The 18595-nt window shown below is 39.1% G+C and carries 16 protein-coding genes; 7 read left to right on the top strand and 9 right to left on the bottom strand.

Features of this window, described 5'->3' with window-relative positions:
- Positions 1 to 1428: an alanine/glycine:cation symporter family protein gene (locus BK049_RS06750; RefSeq protein WP_071168162.1), complete on the bottom strand. Its 1428-nt coding sequence runs from the start codon at positions 1426 to 1428 to the stop codon at positions 1 to 3.
- A gap of 33 nt (positions 1429 to 1461) precedes the next feature.
- Entirely contained in the window at positions 1462 to 2442 is a 981-nt protein-coding gene (locus BK049_RS06745; RefSeq protein ID WP_071168161.1) for a glutaminase, read from the bottom strand.
- A 517-nt stretch (positions 2443 to 2959) separates the two neighbouring features.
- Between BK049_RS06745 and BK049_RS06740 the strand changes: the two genes are divergently transcribed.
- From BK049_RS06740 to BK049_RS06730, 3 genes are all read left to right on the top strand, one after another.
- Entirely contained in the window at positions 2960 to 4246 is a 1287-nt protein-coding gene (locus BK049_RS06740; protein WP_008358238.1) for an ATP-binding protein, read from the top strand.
- 4 nt (positions 4247 to 4250) lie between these two features.
- Positions 4251 to 5189 (top strand): response regulator, encoded by a 939-nt coding sequence (locus tag BK049_RS06735; protein WP_008358239.1) that lies wholly within the window; start codon positions 4251 to 4253, stop codon positions 5187 to 5189.
- Positions 5190 to 5382: 193 nt separating this feature from the next.
- A complete protein-coding gene (locus tag BK049_RS06730; protein ID WP_071168160.1) occupies positions 5383 to 6468 on the top strand; it encodes an SEC-C metal-binding domain-containing protein in 1086 nt (361 codons plus the stop codon).
- A 53-nt stretch (positions 6469 to 6521) separates the two neighbouring features.
- On the opposite strand, the gene BK049_RS06725 is transcribed toward BK049_RS06730, so the two are convergent.
- Positions 6522 to 7562: a DUF4352 domain-containing protein gene (locus BK049_RS06725; protein ID WP_071168159.1), complete on the bottom strand. Its 1041-nt coding sequence runs from the start codon at positions 7560 to 7562 to the stop codon at positions 6522 to 6524.
- A 630-nt stretch (positions 7563 to 8192) separates the two neighbouring features.
- Between BK049_RS06725 and BK049_RS06720 the strand changes: the two genes are divergently transcribed.
- Together BK049_RS06720 and BK049_RS06710 are read left to right on the top strand one after the other, a co-directional pair.
- A complete protein-coding gene (locus BK049_RS06720) occupies positions 8193 to 9122 on the top strand; it encodes an aldo/keto reductase (RefSeq protein ID WP_008358244.1) in 930 nt (309 codons plus the stop codon).
- A 119-nt stretch (positions 9123 to 9241) separates the two neighbouring features.
- A protein-coding gene (locus BK049_RS06710) for an IS3 family transposase (RefSeq protein ID WP_145939398.1) occupies positions 9242 to 10395 on the top strand; the annotation gives its coding sequence in 2 pieces (ribosomal slippage) (positions 9242 to 9515 and positions 9515 to 10395; 1155 coding nt in all).
- A 55-nt stretch (positions 10396 to 10450) separates the two neighbouring features.
- On the opposite strand, the gene BK049_RS06705 is transcribed toward BK049_RS06710, so the two are convergent.
- Positions 10451 to 11416, bottom strand: coding sequence for a sensor histidine kinase (locus BK049_RS06705; RefSeq protein WP_071168157.1), 966 nt, complete (start codon positions 11414 to 11416; stop codon positions 10451 to 10453).
- Between the two features lie 11 nt (positions 11417 to 11427).
- Positions 11428 to 12129, bottom strand: a complete 702-nt coding sequence (locus BK049_RS06700; RefSeq protein ID WP_071168156.1) for a LytR/AlgR family response regulator transcription factor — start codon at positions 12127 to 12129, stop codon at positions 11428 to 11430.
- Positions 12130 to 12289: 160 nt separating this feature from the next.
- Here BK049_RS06700 and BK049_RS06695 point away from each other — a divergent pair, with 160 nt between their 5' ends.
- Positions 12290 to 13030, top strand: a complete 741-nt coding sequence (locus BK049_RS06695; RefSeq protein WP_008358249.1) for an ATP-binding cassette domain-containing protein — start codon at positions 12290 to 12292, stop codon at positions 13028 to 13030.
- Entirely contained in the window at positions 13030 to 14211 is a 1182-nt protein-coding gene (locus BK049_RS06690; RefSeq protein WP_071168155.1) for an ABC transporter permease, read from the top strand. The genes BK049_RS06695 and BK049_RS06690 overlap by 1 nt, the downstream gene beginning before the upstream one ends.
- A gap of 427 nt (positions 14212 to 14638) precedes the next feature.
- On the opposite strand, the gene BK049_RS06680 is transcribed toward BK049_RS06690, so the two are convergent.
- The 4 genes from BK049_RS06680 to BK049_RS06660 all read right to left on the bottom strand — a co-directional run bounded on the left by BK049_RS06680 (position 14639) and on the right by BK049_RS06660 (position 18097).
- Complete coding sequence (locus BK049_RS06680; RefSeq protein WP_071168153.1) at positions 14639 to 15532, bottom strand: hypothetical protein; 894 nt, start codon at positions 15530 to 15532, stop codon at positions 14639 to 14641.
- Positions 15533 to 15858: 326 nt separating this feature from the next.
- Positions 15859 to 17021, bottom strand: a protein-coding gene (locus tag BK049_RS06675) for an IS3 family transposase (protein ID WP_145939397.1) whose coding sequence is annotated in 2 segments (ribosomal slippage) — positions 15859 to 16745 and positions 16745 to 17021 — 1164 coding nt in all. Because the reading frame shifts where the segments join, the coding sequence is not laid out codon by codon here.
- Positions 17022 to 17151: 130 nt separating this feature from the next.
- Positions 17152 to 17703 carry a hypothetical protein gene (locus BK049_RS06665; protein WP_071168150.1) on the bottom strand — a complete coding sequence of 184 codons (552 nt, stop codon included), beginning with the start codon at positions 17701 to 17703 and terminating at the stop codon, positions 17152 to 17154.
- Between the two features lie 16 nt (positions 17704 to 17719).
- Positions 17720 to 18097, bottom strand: a complete 378-nt coding sequence (locus BK049_RS06660) for a hypothetical protein (protein WP_071168149.1) — start codon at positions 18095 to 18097, stop codon at positions 17720 to 17722.
- Positions 18098 to 18595: the final 498 nt, after the last annotated feature.

Below are 18595 nucleotides of genomic sequence, written 5' to 3'. Positions count from 1 at the left end.
TTAACTGATTTGATTCTTTGTCAACGTAACGGGTTCATCGTCCCAGCATTCGATTTTCTCATTGTTCGGAACGGCATTTTTATAGAAGACAGGATCTTCGCCTGCTTTTTTCTGTCTCATATAATCCTTCAGTGCTGCAAAGGCGACCTTAGACAGCATGGTGATGGCAATGAGGTTGACGATGACCATGAGACCCATGAATATGTCAGCCAGTCCCCAAACAAGATCGACCTTTGCGATGGAACCAAACAGAACCATCCCTATGACAGCGACGCGATATATGTTAAGCCAAATTTTGTTCGCTCCAAGGAACTCAATGTTCGTTTCTCCATAGTAGTAGTTACCAATTAAAGTACTAAAAGCAAAGAGGAAAATCATAACTGCAAGGAATCCAGAAGCCCATGGTCCAATATGCTGACTTAATGAAGCCTGTGTGAGCTCAATCCCTTGCAATTTTGTTGTTTTATACGCATCAGAAAACAGAACAAGAAATGCTGTGCTCGTACAAATAATTAACGTATCTGTTAACACGCCGAATGCTTGAATTAAGCCTTGTTTAACAGGGTGGCTTGTGACAGCAGTTGCTGCTGCGTTAGGTGCACTACCCATACCGGCTTCGTTTGAGAAGAGACCGCGTTTAATCCCTTGTAATAATGCTCCGCCTAGTGTACCTCCGGCGAACTGTTCAAAACCGAAAGCATGATTCACAATCGTACTGATGACGCCAGGCAGTTCAGTGATATTTGTGACAATCACAAATAATGCGATACCGATGTATGCAACAGCAAGCACAACAACAATATATTCAGATGCTTTTGCAATCGCTTGAATACCTTTAAAGATAATGGCGGCAAAAATAACAGCCATTATGATTCCAACAGTTAAACGGTCTAGACCAAAGGAACTTTTAAAAGCAACAGTAATCGTATTAGATTGAACCGAGTTAAAGACAATCCCAAAAGAAATGGTGATGAGGATAGCGAATAACACGCCCATCCATCGCTTGTTTAACCCTTTTTCCATATAATACGCAGGTCCGCCGCGGAACCCTGTTTTATCTTTCACTTTATACACCTGAGCCAGTGTGCTTTCAACAAAACTTGAAGCAGAACCAATAACGGCTACGACCCACATCCAAAAAATAGCTCCAGGTCCACCGACAGCAATAGCGATGGCAATTCCTGTAATGTTCCCTGTTCCTACACGTGCCGCCATACTGATGGCGAATGCTTGGAACGGTGAAATGCCTTCTTTTTCTTTTCTTCCTTCTTTCAGAACAAGTACCATTTCTTTCATCATTCTGATTTGGAGGAAGCGTGATTTATACGTAAAGTAAATCCCTACTCCGAGTAACAGAGCAATGACAATATAAGTCCAAATAAAATCATTTGTATGTGTTAAATAAGATAGCAAAGCTTTTTCGTTCATAACATCACCTCTTCGAATTCATCACTGTTCTTTTTAAAAAATACTGAGATCCCACTCTTTGGCGAGCTTTTTCAGCATCATGACACCAGTAATACTATTTCCGCAATCATCAATGGCGGGGCCATAAATGCCAATTCCGCAGCCTGTCTGAAACGGGAATTCTCTTCTTGCGCTTGGCGGAACGCAAGCCATAATTCCTCCAGACACACCACTTTTGGCTGGCACGCCTACAAAAGCAGCAAAATTACCAGACGCATTGTACATGCCGCATGTCAGCATCAACGCCTTTGTTAGTCTTGCGATATCTTTGGGAATGACTTGGACCTGTTTAAAGGGGTGATAGCCATCACTTGAGATAATCAGTCCAATTAAGGCGATGTCCTCTGTTGTGACCTCGATAGAGCATTGCTTTAAATAGACCTCTAACGTTTCTTCGACATCTGATTCTAAGTAATTGGTTTCTTTTAAATAATAAGCAAGTGCCCGGTTACGGTGCGCTGTTGCCCATTCTGATTGATATACCTCTTCATTAACAGAAGGACGCTTACCTATTAAGTTTTCGATTAAATCGAAAATATATGCTAGCTTTTCTGTAGAAGTCTTTCCGGGAAGGATGGAGGATACGGTAATAGCTCCAGCATTAATCATTGGATTAAAGGGTTTCCCTGGCTTATGCATCTCAAGGCGGTAAATCGAATTAAATGCATCACCAGTTGGCTCTACATCTACCCGATCCAAGACGTAAGGAACGCCTCTTCCTAAGCAGGCAGCTATAAAGCTGATGACTTTTGAGATACTTTGCAGGGTAAAGGGAACGTCCCAATCACCATAACGTACAGATGATCCATCTGGGCCTATCACGCTGATACCAAGTTGAGAGGAATTCACTTTTCCGAGTGCTGGAATGTAGCTAGCATTTTGTCCGTTTTTGTAATACGGACGTATTTCTTCTGCCCATTGATCAACAGCAGGCTGGCATGCGTGTTGTGTATTATTAGAAATTTCTGTTTTCATACGATTCCTCCAATCAAAAATCAAAAAGTACCCTATTGAATTGGCGGATGACAAAAAATGCGATCAAATAGGCACGAAAACATGTTACACATCTTCAATGAACTTGTCATGCGCTGCTTGTACCACTCCTTTACACCTAAATATATGTTCAAATGAAGGCTTTGGCGGCGAAAAAACAAAAAGGGTTTTTAGTGAAAATTCAGAAAACGCTTACATATAGTTTCACTAAAATTGTTCATTTAATTTATCTTGGAAACTACACAATCTGACGAAAATCTACAGAAAAACTTACAAATAAAAATCGGTATGTCGACAATTGTCTAAACAATTCCCATTATTGTAGACAATCACCAAAGAACAGAATAGCTGAAAGGTCACCTTGATGACTCGGAGAATAGTCATAAAAAAAGATTTTGGAGATGAAAGGCACAGTGAAAATTATTTTTTTGCTCATTGTGAAGAAAAGAGTCTCCTTGTATACTGTGGCTATGCAAACAGGGGAAGGGATGTCAGTCACTTGAGTTTAAACCAGCTTGTCAAAAAAGACGCATTCATTTTAATTTTTATGGTGGTCATTGTGCCGCTTGCAGGAGAGCTGAAGTTTTATCCTGTGAACGAGACATTTCGCATCAGTTTTGGGGCACCTGCGTTTTTCTTTTGTTTATTGCTCTTAAGAAAATCAAGACCGTTTCTGCCGGGATTGTTAACAGGCGCAGCCATTGTCCTTTTTCGGGTAGGCTTAGATTTGATTCAGCAAAAGGCTGATCTGGCTGTGTCATTTTATCAGCAATTTCCGAGCTTCTTTTTTTACTTTACTTACGCTTTTCTTTTCTTTGTTGTCCGTACGGGACGTTTTAAGCAGCGCTCCATTTTTATTGGACTGATTGGTCTTATGATTGAGCTGCTTGCTGATTTTGTCGAGCTGTTTGTACAGTTTTTAGTGTTTGATACCACAATCACCTTTTCAAAGCTGAGTGATATGGTGCTCATTGCATTTGCTCACAGCTTTGTAGTTATCAGCTTTTTTAATATGATGAGGCTGTATGAGGCACAATCAAGAGAGAAACAAATCATGAAACAAAATGAGCATATGATGATGGTCATTTCGAATTTATATGAGGAAACGGTTCACTTAAAGAAGACGTTAAATCATACAGAACACATTACACAAGAATCATACCGGCTTTACCGTGTGCTACATGAACACGAAGCAGGAAAAAACGTGAGTCAGGAGCTGTTGAAGCTCGCAGGAGAAATACATGAGGTTAAAAAGGACAATCAGCGTATTTTCGCTGGACTTTCGAAGCTGATCTCAAAAGAAAATATGCAAGACTATATGAGAGCTGAGGAGCTCGTTCAAATTGTGATCCGCATTCAAGAGAAATATGCGCTGTCTCTAGAGAAGAACATTACTTTTACATCTGATATACGAGGCATTCACTTGCATGATTATCATGTGTTCATTTTCTTATCACTGATTAATAATTTAATGGCAAATGCAGTTGAAGCAATAGAGGATAACGGGGCCATCTCACTCGTATTAAAAGGCAGTCATGATAAAATAGAGATTCGGGTTGAAGATGATGGACCGGGTATTCCTGAGAAATTAAGAGAGGTTGTCTTTGATCCAGGCTACACCTCGAAATTTGATGCATATGGTACACCGTCTACGGGGATTGGTTTATCCTACGTGAGAGAGCTGGTTCAAGAGCTTGGAGGGCAAATCAAGATTGAACAAAAAGAAGCAAAAGGTACAGCTTTTCAGCTTGTCCTTCCAATACAAAATTTAATACAGAGAGGGTGAGTGTATGCGATTTTTCATTGCAGATGATGATCGTGCAATACGCTCGATTTTATGTCAAATCATTGAGGATGAGGATTTGGGAGAGGTCGTGGATGAAGCTGATGACGGAATTGGATTAGAAGCTCATTCATTGAACCTGAAAAAAGTAGACATCCTTTTGATTGATCTTTTAATGCCAGCTAGAGATGGTATTCAAACAATACGCCATATTCACCCTGAATTCAAAGGCAAGGTCATTATGATTTCTCAAGTAGAGGCAAAAGAGATGATGGCAGAGGCCTATGAACTTGGGATTGAATATTATATTCATAAACCCGTCAATCGAATTGAAATTGTCAGTGTCATTCGAAAGGTCATAGAGCGTATGAAGCTGGAAAAATCCATTTATGATATTCAAGCTTCCCTTCGGCATGTGCTGCCATTAGAGCCAGTGATTTCTCATGATGCGGGCGCTGGGGCGAAGCGAAGAACGATGAAAGAGGCAGGGGAATTCCTCCTATCTGAATTAGGAATTGTTGGAGAGAGCGGCTCTAAGGATTTACTAGAGATATTGATCTACTTACATGAAACGCAGACAGCCAATTCCCATGAGATCAATTTTCCTCCACTCAAGCAGCTGTTTATCAAAACGGCGGAGAGAAAGCTGGACCATGGTGCGACCGATGTGGAAGTGATGCGGGAAGTGAAAGCAGCAGAGCAGCGAATTAGACGAGCTATTCATCATTCCTTAAACCATTTCGCTTCACTAGGGTTAACAGATTTCTCGAATCCTAAGTTTGAGCATTATGCGTCAAAGTTTTTTGATTTTACCGACGTCAGCCAAAGAATGAAAGAAATGCAGAAGGCATCTTCACCCGCAGGGTCAACAGGCAGGGTCAATACGAAGAAGTTTGTGCAAATTTTTTATTTTGAAGCCAAGCAATTATTCGAAGGAATGAACTAAGGAAAATCTGTTGGAATGATTGGAGAAAATAAACAGAGACAGGATGCTCTTTTCTAGAATCGGTCTTGCTCTTGTAGGTGTCTTTGTTATTTATCCGATCATTCTGATTTTTCTTTTTTCTTGAAAATAAAACTCTCCTATGCAATCGTTTGTTAAAATAGTGAGGTTAGACTAGAATGTCGGAGGTTTTATTTTGGGAAAAATTAAACGAAATGCGCTCTGCCCATGCGGAAGCGGAAAAAAATATAAACATTGCTGTGGTCAAAAGTCAGGCGGAGAACAAACGTCTGAACTTGTGTTTAAGGAAGCTGTTCAAGTTCAAAAGGATTTAATGAATTATGCCTTCTCTAAGCATCAGAGAGCAATCAATCAATTCATTAATGAGTTTTCTTTTCTTGCAGATATGGATAAAGAAACGCAACAAATCTCAGTCTTTCATTTGAGTGTATGGGGCATCTTCTTCCGTCCATTAACAGATAAGAAAGAGACGATCTTCCATGAATTTCTGACAAAGAAAGCAGAGGATATTACCCGTCCGAAAACAAGACAGGTGGTTCAATCTTGGACAAACATGGAGCCATCTTTACTTTTATTAAATGAAAAAACGGACGAGTCTCTTTTCTTCGAGAATATGGTAACAGCTCAGAAGGTTGAAGTTGATGTGAAGCCGAATCAAACGGTACTGCCAGAGAAGGGCAGTCTTGTTCTGGGTTTTCCTGTTCAGTTTGGAGAAAAAGCAGAGTTTTTCATTCAATATACGATGTTTACGAAAGAGTTTACAGATACGCTCCTTCTTCAGGTTCGCCAGCTCGTTGAAGCGCACGAAGCAAATGGAGGCGCGCGTAGCACATTTATGAGAGAAGCCTTCCCTGAAGTGCTGAAGCGTATGTTTGCGAAGCAAGAAGTAGAAGAAACGGAAGCGTCTGTTCCAACAGAAGGCGGTACAGGACTATCAGCAGACCGTATGAACTGGGCAAGTGATGTTCAGCTGGAAACAGCCAAACTGATTGAAGATGGCATGAAAGAGCACGGTGACCAAAGCCTCACAGATGGCGCTTTAACGGTTTGGAAAGCTTACTGTGATCAGAAATCACCTGTGATCCGTAAAGCAGCGTCGTTTGCTGCGGGAATCGAATATTATATTCATTCGCTTGCAAGTGATGCACCACTTTCTCAAGCCCAAGTGGCTAAAAAGTATGGCGTTAGTGCGTCTACTGTATCGAGCCGTTTTAAAGACATTGAAAAAGCGGTCAAAGAAGAGCAAGAGGCGGCTGTATAATGTAAATGAAAAAGACGCGGCACCCTTTAGGGAGCCAGCGTCTTCTTTTCTTATTACCTTGTTTTGATAAAGCCGTTCATATACTGCTCTGTTTGATAATCATTGAGGTCGATTTTCCACTTGTCGTCCCCATTCCGCTTCATTTTCACTTCATATTCAACTGGGCTGGAGACTGGAGGAAGCTTTTCGAACTCAGATGCGTACATCTTCAAGATTTTCTTATACAGTTCTTCTTTCGAACGAATCTTGCCGTTGTAGAACTCATCTTTTTGCTTGTCCAGCTTGTCTTTTAAGTTAGAGGCATCAATGCCTGTTACTTGAGCGGAAACCTTCGCTTCGTCATCTGAAATGGTTTTCACACTTGTTTCTACTTTGGCTTTATCCTTCATTGTGTTTTGCATGCGTTTGTACATGGACAGGATATCACGATCGCTCACTTCATTTCCGTATATGCTTGCACTTCTCTTGAAGTCTTTCACAAACATTTCATGATATTTATTGACGATATCCGATTGGTTGTCACCTGTTAATTCAGAAAATTGATCGTTCTTTTTGTCAAAGACAATGATATCAGTATAAGCGGATAGCGCTTTTGCGGGGTTATCCAGTTTTGTTGCTGTATCTAGTCTTTTGTTGCCATCTAGTGCAATTTCGATTGAATCACTGTTTTTCTTGATGCTGTCTTGGTACACGAATTGATATTTCTTGCCTTTATCTACTAGGAAATAAAGAGCACCAGATAGTGATTTTCCTTTATTCAAAGATTCTAGATCAAGGCGGTCTTTACTGCCGTAGAATTTTAAATCGGAGACTTTGGCATCGTCCTGATAAAGAGAGAAATCAGAGTTATATAAGGAAAGGGCTTTGTCACTTTTGTTGGTGATCGTCACGTTGACTTTTAACACCAATTCATTGTCACGCAGTGTAGTTGTTGAGTCTTCTGGTAACGTATATTCGTAACTATTCACTTTTATCTCGGCTGTTTTCGTAGATTTTTGTTCAGCGTTGGTTGATTTTGATGAGCTCTGGCAGGCTGCAGAGATGATCATCACGAATGAAATCATGAGGAGTGCGCTTAATTTCTTTAGATTCACAGTTGATGCTCCTTTGCTTTTCTTTCGTCATTCCCTTCCCATATCTGACTAAGAAAAAAGAAACAGATAGAATGGTATATTCGGGTGTTAGAGGGGAAAATCTCCTAATGACGATTTGCACTATTCATTCTATCGAATTTCATTTGCAGCGAGGAATAGGTTTTAGTCCCTATCTTTGATAGATTTTTACACATTTTCCTATAAAAAACGGAATTTTGTAAGCTGAGTATACTGGTTAATAAGGATTATTTTATCTTTTTATCGTGGTTTTTAAATGTTTTTTGTATAAAAATCTTGAAATAAAGGTAGTTATTATGTCGCAGGGCGGTGGCGGATAGCGAAGACGACAGCCTGTGCCGGTCTGGTGCATGCCACTTTTGCAAAATGCGTTGATACTAATAAATAGCTTGTCCGCGATGCTTTTACTCTTTAATCTGTAAGCCGCTTGCTTCAGCATTCCCGTTTCAGTTCTGATCATTTGGAGGATTTTGTTTTAGTTTATCTCCATCATACGACCTTTTGTTCTCGAAGCGTCCACCTCCAGATTGATTTTCAGGAGCAGGATACTTGAATGTTGAAAATGATTCGTGGGAAAATAAGGGTGATTAAACAGCCAAGGGAGATGAGGGTTTGAAGAAAGTAACGCTTGGACGAACTGATTTACAAGTGAATCCGATAGGACTTGGAACAAATGCAGTAGGTGGCCATAATTTATTTCCGAATCTAAGTGAAGATGCAGGTCGGGAGCTTGTGGAAACGGCTCTTGATCAAGGTGTCAATTTCTTAGATTCTGCTTTTATTTATGGGCTGGGCCGTTCAGAAGAATTGATTGGCGAGATCATTGCCAAAAGAGGCGGTAGAGAAACACTCGTCCTTGCGACAAAAGGGGCTCATAAAGAAGTAAACGGGCAAATTGAACTTGATAATAGCCGTGATTTCTTAAGGCAGCAGGTCGAAGACAGCTTGAAAAGGCTGCAAACAGATTATATTGACTTGTACTATATGCATTTCCCAGACGGGCGCACGCCGCTGGATGAAGTGGCAGGTACATTAAAGGAATTGAAGGATGAGGGGAAAATCAGGGCAATTGGGGCATCAAACCTTGATTTTGAACAGCTTCAAACCTTTAACCGAGATGGATACTTAGACGTCTTTCAATCAGAGTATTCTCTGCTAAAGCGTCAGGCCGAGCAAGACCTTCTCCCATACTGCGTGGAGCATGGCATTTCCTTTATTCCTTATTTCCCGTTGGCGTCAGGCTTGTTGACTGGAAAATTTACAAAGGATGCGACATTTGATGATATTCGGGCAAAGAACCCGCTTTTCCAAGGTGATGCATTCCTTCAAAATCTCGAAAAAGTAGACAAGCTGAAGGCCATTGCACAAGCAAAGCATGCAGAAACGGCACACGTAGCGCTGGCATGGCTATTAGCGCAGGACGGCATTGATGCGATTATTCCTGGCGCAAAACGAGCAGAGCAAGTCTTGCAAAACCTAAAAACAAACGATGTTCAATTAACAAAAGAAGAAATCAACGAAATCAATCAAATCTTTTCTTAACATAAAAAATAAGGTGCCGAGCAGGGTACTGACCCCATCAGATGAGACAAATAAAAAACACCTTCAAGTTTGAAAATGGATCGTTGTGATCCGAAATAAAACATGGAGGTGTTTTTTCTATGGGGACAAGAGTGAGTTATCCGGTTGAAGTCAAACAGAAGGCTGTAGAAATGAGATTGGCAGGCGTACCTATGAAAGAGATTATGCAAAAATTGAATATCAAGAATAAGACGCAGGTTCAGACATGGGTGAGGTGGCATAAGGCTGGGGATACACACCGGTTTGAACAGCCTGTTGGAAAACAATATACCTATGGAAAGGGTCCTGAGTACTCTTCCGAATTAGAGAGACTTCAGGCAGAAAATCGCTATTTGAGTCAACAGAATGAAGTTTTAAAAAAGTACAACGAATTGGAAAGGAAGTTGATAAGGAAACGTCAATCAAACTGTTAGAAGAATTGTGCGAAACGATGACGATACAGGACACCTGTTTCCATTTAGGTATCTCACGCACTTCGTACTATAGATGGAAAAAGGATCTGACTCAGAATCACTCTAAAAGACAACTAGAGAAACAGGTCGGCACGTTGTGCCGAGAGCACAAGTATCGATATGGTTATCGAAAAATCACCGCCATACTAAAAATGAGCATGCGTATTAACCATAAAACTGTTCAACGTATCATGCAGAAAAACCAGTGGCAGTGCCGAGTTAAAATGAAAAAGCGTAAGAAGAATGGGCAGCCCTATGCCGTGGCTGGTAATATACTGGATCGGAACTTTCAGTCTGATCGCCCTCTTGAAAAACTAGTAACGGACATCACGTATTTGCCTTATGGACAGAAACAATTGTACCTTTCCAGTATATTGGATTTATATAATGGAGAAGTGATTGCTTTTAATATTGGTGATAAGCAGGACACAGACTTTATCTTAAACACACTTAATCAGCTCCCATCACTGCCTGAGAACTGCGTGTTACATAGCGACCAAGGTTCTGTGTATACATCTTACGAGTATCAGAAAGCTGTTCATAAGAAAGGCATTACCATGAGCATGTCCCGTAAAGGGACGCCCGCTGATAATGCCTCCATCGAATCGTTTCATTCCTCACTAAAGTCTGAAACGTTCTATCTTAACAGGATTGATCGAACTACGAACACCATTGTAGAACGCACTGTCAAAGAATACATTTATTATTATAACAACATTCGTATTCAAACGAAACTAAACAACCAATCACCGATAAACTATCGGCAACTGGCTGTTTCGTAAAGGTGTTTTGATCCCTGTCTCAAAAACGGGGGTCAGTCCCCAGCACCTTATTTTTTTATGCCATTGTGAGAGGAATCTTGATCACGAGCCGCAGATTTGGAGAACGATAAGTAAAATCAAGCGTGCCGTCTGCTTTTTTAACAAGCTGATGAATGATATATGTACCCATTCCTTGATGATCACCGCCTTTTGTTGAGCGGCCAAATGTTTTGAATAGATGATCTAATACGTGTTTTTCCATTCCCTTTGTACTGTTCTCACAATGAATCAAAAAGAGCCCGCTCCGTATGGAAGTCGTGATCGAGATGCTCCCTTCGTTCCCAGCTTGCTTCGCTTCAATGGCGGCATCTAAAGCGTTATCGAGCAGGTTGCCAGTAAAACTCACCTGATCAGCCTTAGAAAAAGGAAGAGAAGAAAAGGGTGCTTGAAGATCGAGTGAAAGGACAATGTCCTCTTTTTCAGCTCGCTGGAAAAAGGGATGAAGGGTTGAGGCCAAATAAGCATTTTCCCCTTTGATCCAAGGGACATATTTCACGTAATGCTGAATCAAATCCTTGATCTCATGCTCGTCATTTGACGTGGAAAAAGCATTTAAATGTCTGGCTGTTTCATGGTGTTTACTTCGCAGCTCAAGCAGCAATTCATTGGTTCTCGCTTCAGCATTGGTCAGCTCTTGTAGCCGTCCATTTAAATGGTGCTCCGTTTTCATCATCTTTAAGGAAAGGAGATCCGTTGTCAAAATGATGATAACAGTTAAAAGGGGGCTGAGCCCATTTCCGTGCGTGAGAAAAAGTGAAAGTCCTGAACAGGTGATGAGCACAAAAGCGCCTAATATCACGTAACCACTCATACCCAGCCAAAACCTTTTGTAAATGAAAAATGTGTAAAGGCACATGATACAAAAGGTCAGAAGCCACACCATGTTTGACGACAAAGGCAGAAAAGCTGTCGCGGCAGCTTGAACGGCAAGACCTAGCCAGATGAGCGTATATATGCGAAATCCAAGATAGAAAGCGTTCACGTTCGTTCTCCTTAAAAGTAGTATTTCTTAAAGTATTCCAATTGCTGCTTGGTCATCATGGCCTTTTTATCAGTACCTTCAAAAGACACGATAAATGAATTTTTGGCATACGCCGAAAAGTTCTTAATGTAATGAATATTAATGATAAACGAGCGGTGGGAGCGGATAAAATCTTTCTCAGCTAAATCGCCCTTTAACTCGTTGAGTGTTTGATACGTTTGAATATCTCCTGTTGTTGTGACAATGGTCGTCGACCTGCCCGTACGTTCAACAAAAATGACGTCTTTTTTCTGCAACACATGGATATCTGACTGCTGCTTGATGAGAAGCCGTCCATGAATGCTTTTCTCCTGCTTGGTGGACATGTAGCGCTCTAAGGATTTGGCGATTCGATCGGCATGGTAAGGCTTCATAATATAATCATGGACATTCAAATCAAAGGCATGGACAGCATACCCACTGTTTCCCGTCACAAATACAACATCCACATTCAGTGCGTGAGAGTGAATAAGGTCTGCTAATTCATAGCCTGACATGCCGGGCATTTCAATGTCTGCAAACAACAAATCAATGCCGCCCTGTTTGACCTTCTCATATGCATCCTCGGCTGACTGCGTCACAAAGGCAATGTCAACGGCCTCCATTCTGCCGACGATGGCATGCAGCTTTTCTAAATCCACTCGATAATCATCGACAAGACCTACTTTTATCATAAAAATCACCTATGACTCTTCTTATTATTTGTCTATTTTACCATTTGTTTTTTAAAATTGATCATTTCAAGACAGAAAAAGGACGTTTCGCGACATTTTTATGTCAGGTCCGCTTTATTTTTTCTATCATAGACGTAGATAGTCGAAAGGGGCGAACCAAATGATTACTCTCAGCGATTGCAGCTGCTGGTTTACAGATAAGAAAAAAGTCGTAAAGGCAATGAAGCATATGACGTTCTCCGTGAAGGAAGGAGAAGTCGTCGGCATCTTAGGAGAAAATGGCGCAGGGAAAACCACATTATTGCGCGCCGTTGCGACATTATTGCAGCCTACTCATGGAACCGTGAATGTTGCAGGCTTCGATACAGTCAAAGAAGCAACAGAAGTGAAGAAGCGAATTGGTGTCTTGTTTGGAGGAGAGACGGGGCTTTATGACCGTTTGTCGGCTCGAGAGAACCTTGAATACTTTGGGAAATTATATGGCTTAGATCAGCATGAAATCAAAGCAAGAATTGAGGATTTAGCAAAGCGGTTTGGGATGAGGCAATACATGGATCGCAAAGTAAAAGGATTTTCAAGAGGGATGAAACAAAAGGTGGCGATTGCCAGAACATTGATTCATGATCCTGACATTATTTTGTTTGATGAACCGACAACCGGTTTAGATATCACATCGAGTAATATTTTCAGAGAGTTTATTCATCAGCTGAAACAGCAAAATAAAACGATTCTATTTTCAAGCCACATCATGGAAGAAGTCAGCCTGCTTTGTGACAGTGTCATGATGATTCATCAAGGGGAGCTTGTGTACAAAGGAACGCTTCCAGAATTATATGCACAGGAACAAAGTGAAGACTTGAATTACATCTTTATGTCGAAGCTCGCAAGGGGGAATGCATAATGTGGAAAACCGTCTTTTTAAAAGAAATGACAGATTCGCTCAGAGACAGGAAAACGCTGCTCTTAACCGTGTTGATCCCTCTTTTGACGATGCTCGGACTCGTGTTTTTTTACGAAAGCATGATCGCTGATCCAGGCGATAAAACGTATACAGTCGCAATCAATGAAAAGCTTCCGTCCGATATGAATGACATGATCAAAGAAGTGAAAAACCTGAAACTTGAAACCTTTGATGACCCGCAGCAAGCCGTTAAGGACGGTGAGGCGAATGCTTATCTAGAAATGCCGAAAGATGCAGACGATATGCTTCAGCATCAAACCTCATTTGCCATTAAAGTCCATGGGTATCCAACAGATGATGATTCAGTGATTGCGGTTCAAATGCTGCAATCATTGCTTGAACAATATCAAAATCAAGTCGTAGAAAAGCGTTTAGCACAGGATCAGATCAAATCGTCAGTGATTCATCCGTTTGAGGTGCAATCGGTTGATGTGCAAGAAGGTGAAGATGGGGATGGAGAAAACGGGGTGACCACCATGCTGCTGTCGATTCTCCTTCCAATGATTTTAGTGACCTCTGTGATCTCAGGTGCTTTGCCAGCTGCGCTTGATATCGTAGCAGGTGAAAAGGATAGAAAATCAATTGAAGCCTTATTCCTGACACCGGCCAGCAGACTCCAGCTTTTAATTGGAAAATGGCTAGCTGTTTCTATGTTTGGTATATTAAGTGGCATTGTGGCGATTGGCATGCTGCTGCTCTCTACATTGCTCTTTACAGAAAAGCTGAAACAAGCACTGAACTTTGGAGATCAAGTGTGGAGCATCATCGGCGTTATGTTCGTGGCATTAATTATCTTCTCATTCATGGTCTCAATGATTGAACTGCTGCTCAGTGTCGTTTCAAGCTCAGTGAAAGAAGCACAATCGTACATGTCCATGATTATTACACTAGGTGTGATTCCGATGTTTTTCACCATGAGAGCAGGCGCTACGCAGCTAGATACGTATTACTTTGCGATCCCATTCCTTAATATTCATGCACTATGCAAGCAATTGATGTTTGGCATCGTTGACCCAACGTCGATTGCCCTGACGCTCGGCTCCTCGGCGCTGTTAGTCGTTATCCTGTTTGTCATCGTGAGAAGCTTGTTTATGAAAGAGAAATGGATGCTTGCGAAATAAAGAAATGACTTTAATTCATAGAGGGCGTAAAGGTTGTCGAGAAAATCTCGACAACCTAATTTTGTTTGAAATTTACAACCTTCCTTGTATTAGACAGAAAAATTGCTATATACCTTGCTAAGTAGGCCTTTATAATGCGTTCAAAATAAAAAAGATTGTAGAAAAACATTAATTTCTCTACAATCTGAATCCAGATGATATAAACTGCAATTTTTTATTTGTTAATGAGAGTTTTTTTTTTTAAAATTAGGTTAGTAATTGTTCCAATGACTAGTGAAACTAATAATGCTCCAACTATTGCACCTATAACTGGTCGTATAATCCCATCCCCAGGCATTATACTGAGTATAAGAATCAAGAATATAACTAAAAAAGATATAATGTAATCTTTTTTTCTAAAAATCAATTTTAATCATCTCCTTGTAGTTTAACGTATTGTAGTTGACTTTGAGATTTTACCGTTTTTATTACAGGTAATTTCATTTCTGACATCTTTATATTGAAGGACTATACCCACACCACTATATTCAATTCCATAATGAGCATTAAACCTTGTGAAGACTGTAGCTGATGTACCTTTTGCGTTTCGGGTTGTACCTTCTCCATAATTATCTACTTGCCATGCAACGCCTCCCCACCGCTTTTTAACATATCCATCTTTCCAATAAGCTGTTACAGATTTTCCAGTGTATTTAAACTCTCCTTTAGTGTACACTTCCCACAATGGAATGCCAACCCAGCTATAAGCCACATATTTTTTACTGACTGACCCTGTATATTTAGTTTTTGCACTTGCTGTTTTTGGCCCTATTGCTTTAACTACACTTCCTAATACAGGTATGTTTGATAGCGTATCGTTTTCTTCTTTTAACACATCCGGATTTTCAGCGGTTAAAATTTCTACAAAGAAAGTGTCTTCATTAGTGAAAATAACATTAACATTTTCGTTAATTTCCTCAACCTTGAAATTCCCATTTTTAATATTATCTTGCATATAATCATCTAGATATAGAGTTTTTGTTGATTCGTCTAGTGAACTTGTTTCAGGTAGAATTGTGGTGTTTTCTAATCTTTTGTCGATCTCCTTTTTTGTTTTTTGTTCTGTTCCAACTACATCTTGTAAAGTATCTTCTATTTCTTCATCTGATTTCACATTGTTTTCCTTTAATTCTTGAATAAATTCTTTTTCAGTTGTACTCAAATTTTTATTTTGTGTTGCTGAATTGTATGTACTTGCAAAAGCCCAGTTTTTTGGTAGTGAGTTTGGCGCGATTGAAATAAGCACTACAGTTAGTAATATAATAGATATTTTCTTAAACATGCCCTTCCCTACTGGAAAAAATAATAAAATCATGATAATTATAACAAAAAACCATATAATTATATAAAAATACATTATTTAATGGTTTTTTTCTATTTTTATTATGAATAACTGTTGGATAGTCATATTTTGTTGCGTGTGAAGTGATTTCATTAATTTTGCTTCTTTAAACTTTTTATTTTATACTCTTTCTATTTTTTAAAGTAAGATGAAAGTTCTTTGTATGTTGTAATCAAATATAGACTTCAATCAAAAAAAGACTAAAGAAAACCCCCGGGAACTAGTAGACTGACATAGCAGAAGGAGACACAAATAAAACACCCTTATTAGGCTGACATGCTACCAAATGTTTTTGGTGCGTGGTAGCCTAATTTTTCTTGGATACGCTCTTCATTATCATATTTGATGTAACGGTCGACTCGTTGCCTGACATCTTTTTCTGATATAGAGTTGAATTTAGTAAACATAAATTCCTCTGATTTTAAGCTAGAATGGAATGATTCAATCACTGCGTTATCCCAACAGTTACCTCGCCTAGACATACTGCTTGTGAGGTTCCTTGCCCCCAGCTCCTTTTGATATGCATACGAACTGTATACACTCCCTTGATCTGAATGTACAAGTACACCTTTAGGCAAATTCCTTTTCTCTAAAGCTGCCCTCAATGTGTCCAATATGAGTGATGTCTGTTGGTGATCATCTAGGGTATAGGAAACAACTTCGTTGTTGTACAAATCCATAATGGTCGAAAGGTAGAGCGTTCTCGATCCATACTGAATATAAGTAATATCTGTTACCCATTTTAAATTCGGATGTATTGCGGTGAAGTTTCGATTTAATATATTTGGGGCAATGATGACAGATTCCCCTTGTGATTTCCATTTCCTTTTACGCTTCACACGACATTGAAGATGGTATTTTTGCATGATGCGCTGTACAGTATTTCGGTTTCGTTTGATATCATATTGACGCTGAAGCAGCTTTCGGATTTTACGGTGGCCGTACCGGAACGACGTTTCGGTGCATAAGGAAATAATAGCCTTCTCCACTTGTGATTTTTTACATATTCCTTCGGATACCCAACGATAATAGGTCGATCTGGCGATCTGCAAAATACTTAAGACAGACGTTACTGTATAGTTCTTCCGTAATCTCTCGATCAAACACAAGGCTACCCCCTTTTCAACTCCTCTACGATCTCCAAATACTTTTTTAGAATTTCATTCTCCATCTTAAGGTGTTCAATCTGCCTATTCACTTTTTCCTCTTTGGATACATTGTCAGGTCCATGCCCGAAGCTATATTGTTTTCCAATTGGCTGATCGAATCGATGTAGCTGATTTCCTCGATACCACTTCATCCATGTTTTAATCTGAGATACATTCTTTATATGATATTTATCCATAATTTGTTGATTGGTAAAATGTCCGCTTAATTTATCTTTTACAACCGCCCATTTTATTTCAGCTGAATATCTGTTTTTTTTCATAAAAAATACCCTCCAAATTAGCACTTAGTTTAAGTGTACCACTTGAAGGGTGTTTTTTTATGTCCCATTTGACTAGGTTAGTCTACTATGATAGAGGGCGTTTTCAAGTGAATGCCGATCACCGTATGTTTTAGTCTAAGAAACCGAATTGATCCAAGTTCTCTAAATAAAATTGAAAATACTCGTCATGAATATCAACTGGATATTCTTCTAACTCATTTTCAATAAGTGCACCTACAATTAAAGCATTTATATACCTATCAAGCTTTTCGCAACTAGCTCTTACGGTAAATTCTGAAACATATACTCCATCTTTACTTTCTAAAATAATATCAATTCTTCTACCTTCTTGTTCATCAAGCAATAAGTGATTATATTCCCATTCTTTTACTTTTTTGGGATTCAAAGGATGGAGACGGTTGTGAAGTACTTGTTCACGATGATCCTTTTTTTCCTCATTCGAAAACAATTGAATCAATATACTCGGATCATCAATGACAAAACATTTATATATCTTAGTATATTCAAAGTGATCATCATTTACTAAATCTAAAATCTTTGTTTTTGAAAATTCTCTAGCTTTAAATTTAGACGTTATCATCTCAACGACTTGTTCTTTAGTAAAAGTCAATTGATCTTTTTTATATAAATACTGTTTATATAGCTTTTCGTAATTATACATGATTCACCTCTATTAATTATTTAACAGGACCTCCGTAGAATGAATGAGCTTTTGGAGTTCTTTTATATGGATGCCAGTGATAATAATAACCTTTCTTCGGCTTACCTTTGTATCTATCTACTTCTTTAAATGGTTTACCTTTTGTATTAGCTACAGCTGCAACAACTTCTGCCTGACTAGAAGAAATAGACCAAATATCCTTTTTTGACTTCATTCTAGCGATTGCTTGCGATTTACTTAGTCCTTTTCCAACATATACTCCGCCTTTAATAGCAGCTTCATAATGATTATATTTTTTTTTGCTTTTAGACCTGTGCTTGATGGCTTCTGTAGCAATTACATAACCAGCTCCTCCAACAATAATCACCGCACCGGTATGAAATAAAGCAGTCATAAAGCAGTTACTAATTCTAGCATAATATCAATGATAAAAAGTTTAAAATTACCTTAAAATAAGCATAAAGAACCCTTTTTTTGAATTTTTTATAAAAATGGAATTATTTATATTTAGAAGAGTTTTATTAAGGAATAACTTAAATAGAAAAAAGAGTTGGTGAATGAAAATGATGGTTTACTTTTATAATGAGTTAGGAAAGAAGCTAGTTCTATAATATAGTTCAATAGAAATAAAGTATGAGGAGTACATTTTGTTTACATTTCATCTTTAACACAGATAAGCAGAAAAAATCTTAAGTACAAAAAAGAACAATCAGGATTGAATACCTCATAGTGATCAAGCTAAAGAAATGGAACACTGATTATAGAAAGAAATGTTGTCAGGGGTAAGATAAATTGACTATATTCTTGTTTTTTTATGATAGAGGGGGGAACGTTCGCCAAACCAGATGATAAATTATAACAAAAAACGGGACTGACCCCCGTTTTTGAGACA

It is taken from the genome of Bacillus xiamenensis (genome assembly GCF_001857925.1).
In the GTDB taxonomy this organism is placed as follows: Bacteria; Bacillota; Bacilli; order Bacillales; family Bacillaceae; genus Bacillus; species Bacillus xiamenensis.
Note: the sequence above shows the minus strand (reverse complement) of the source record. Positions and strands in the feature narration are given on the sequence as shown.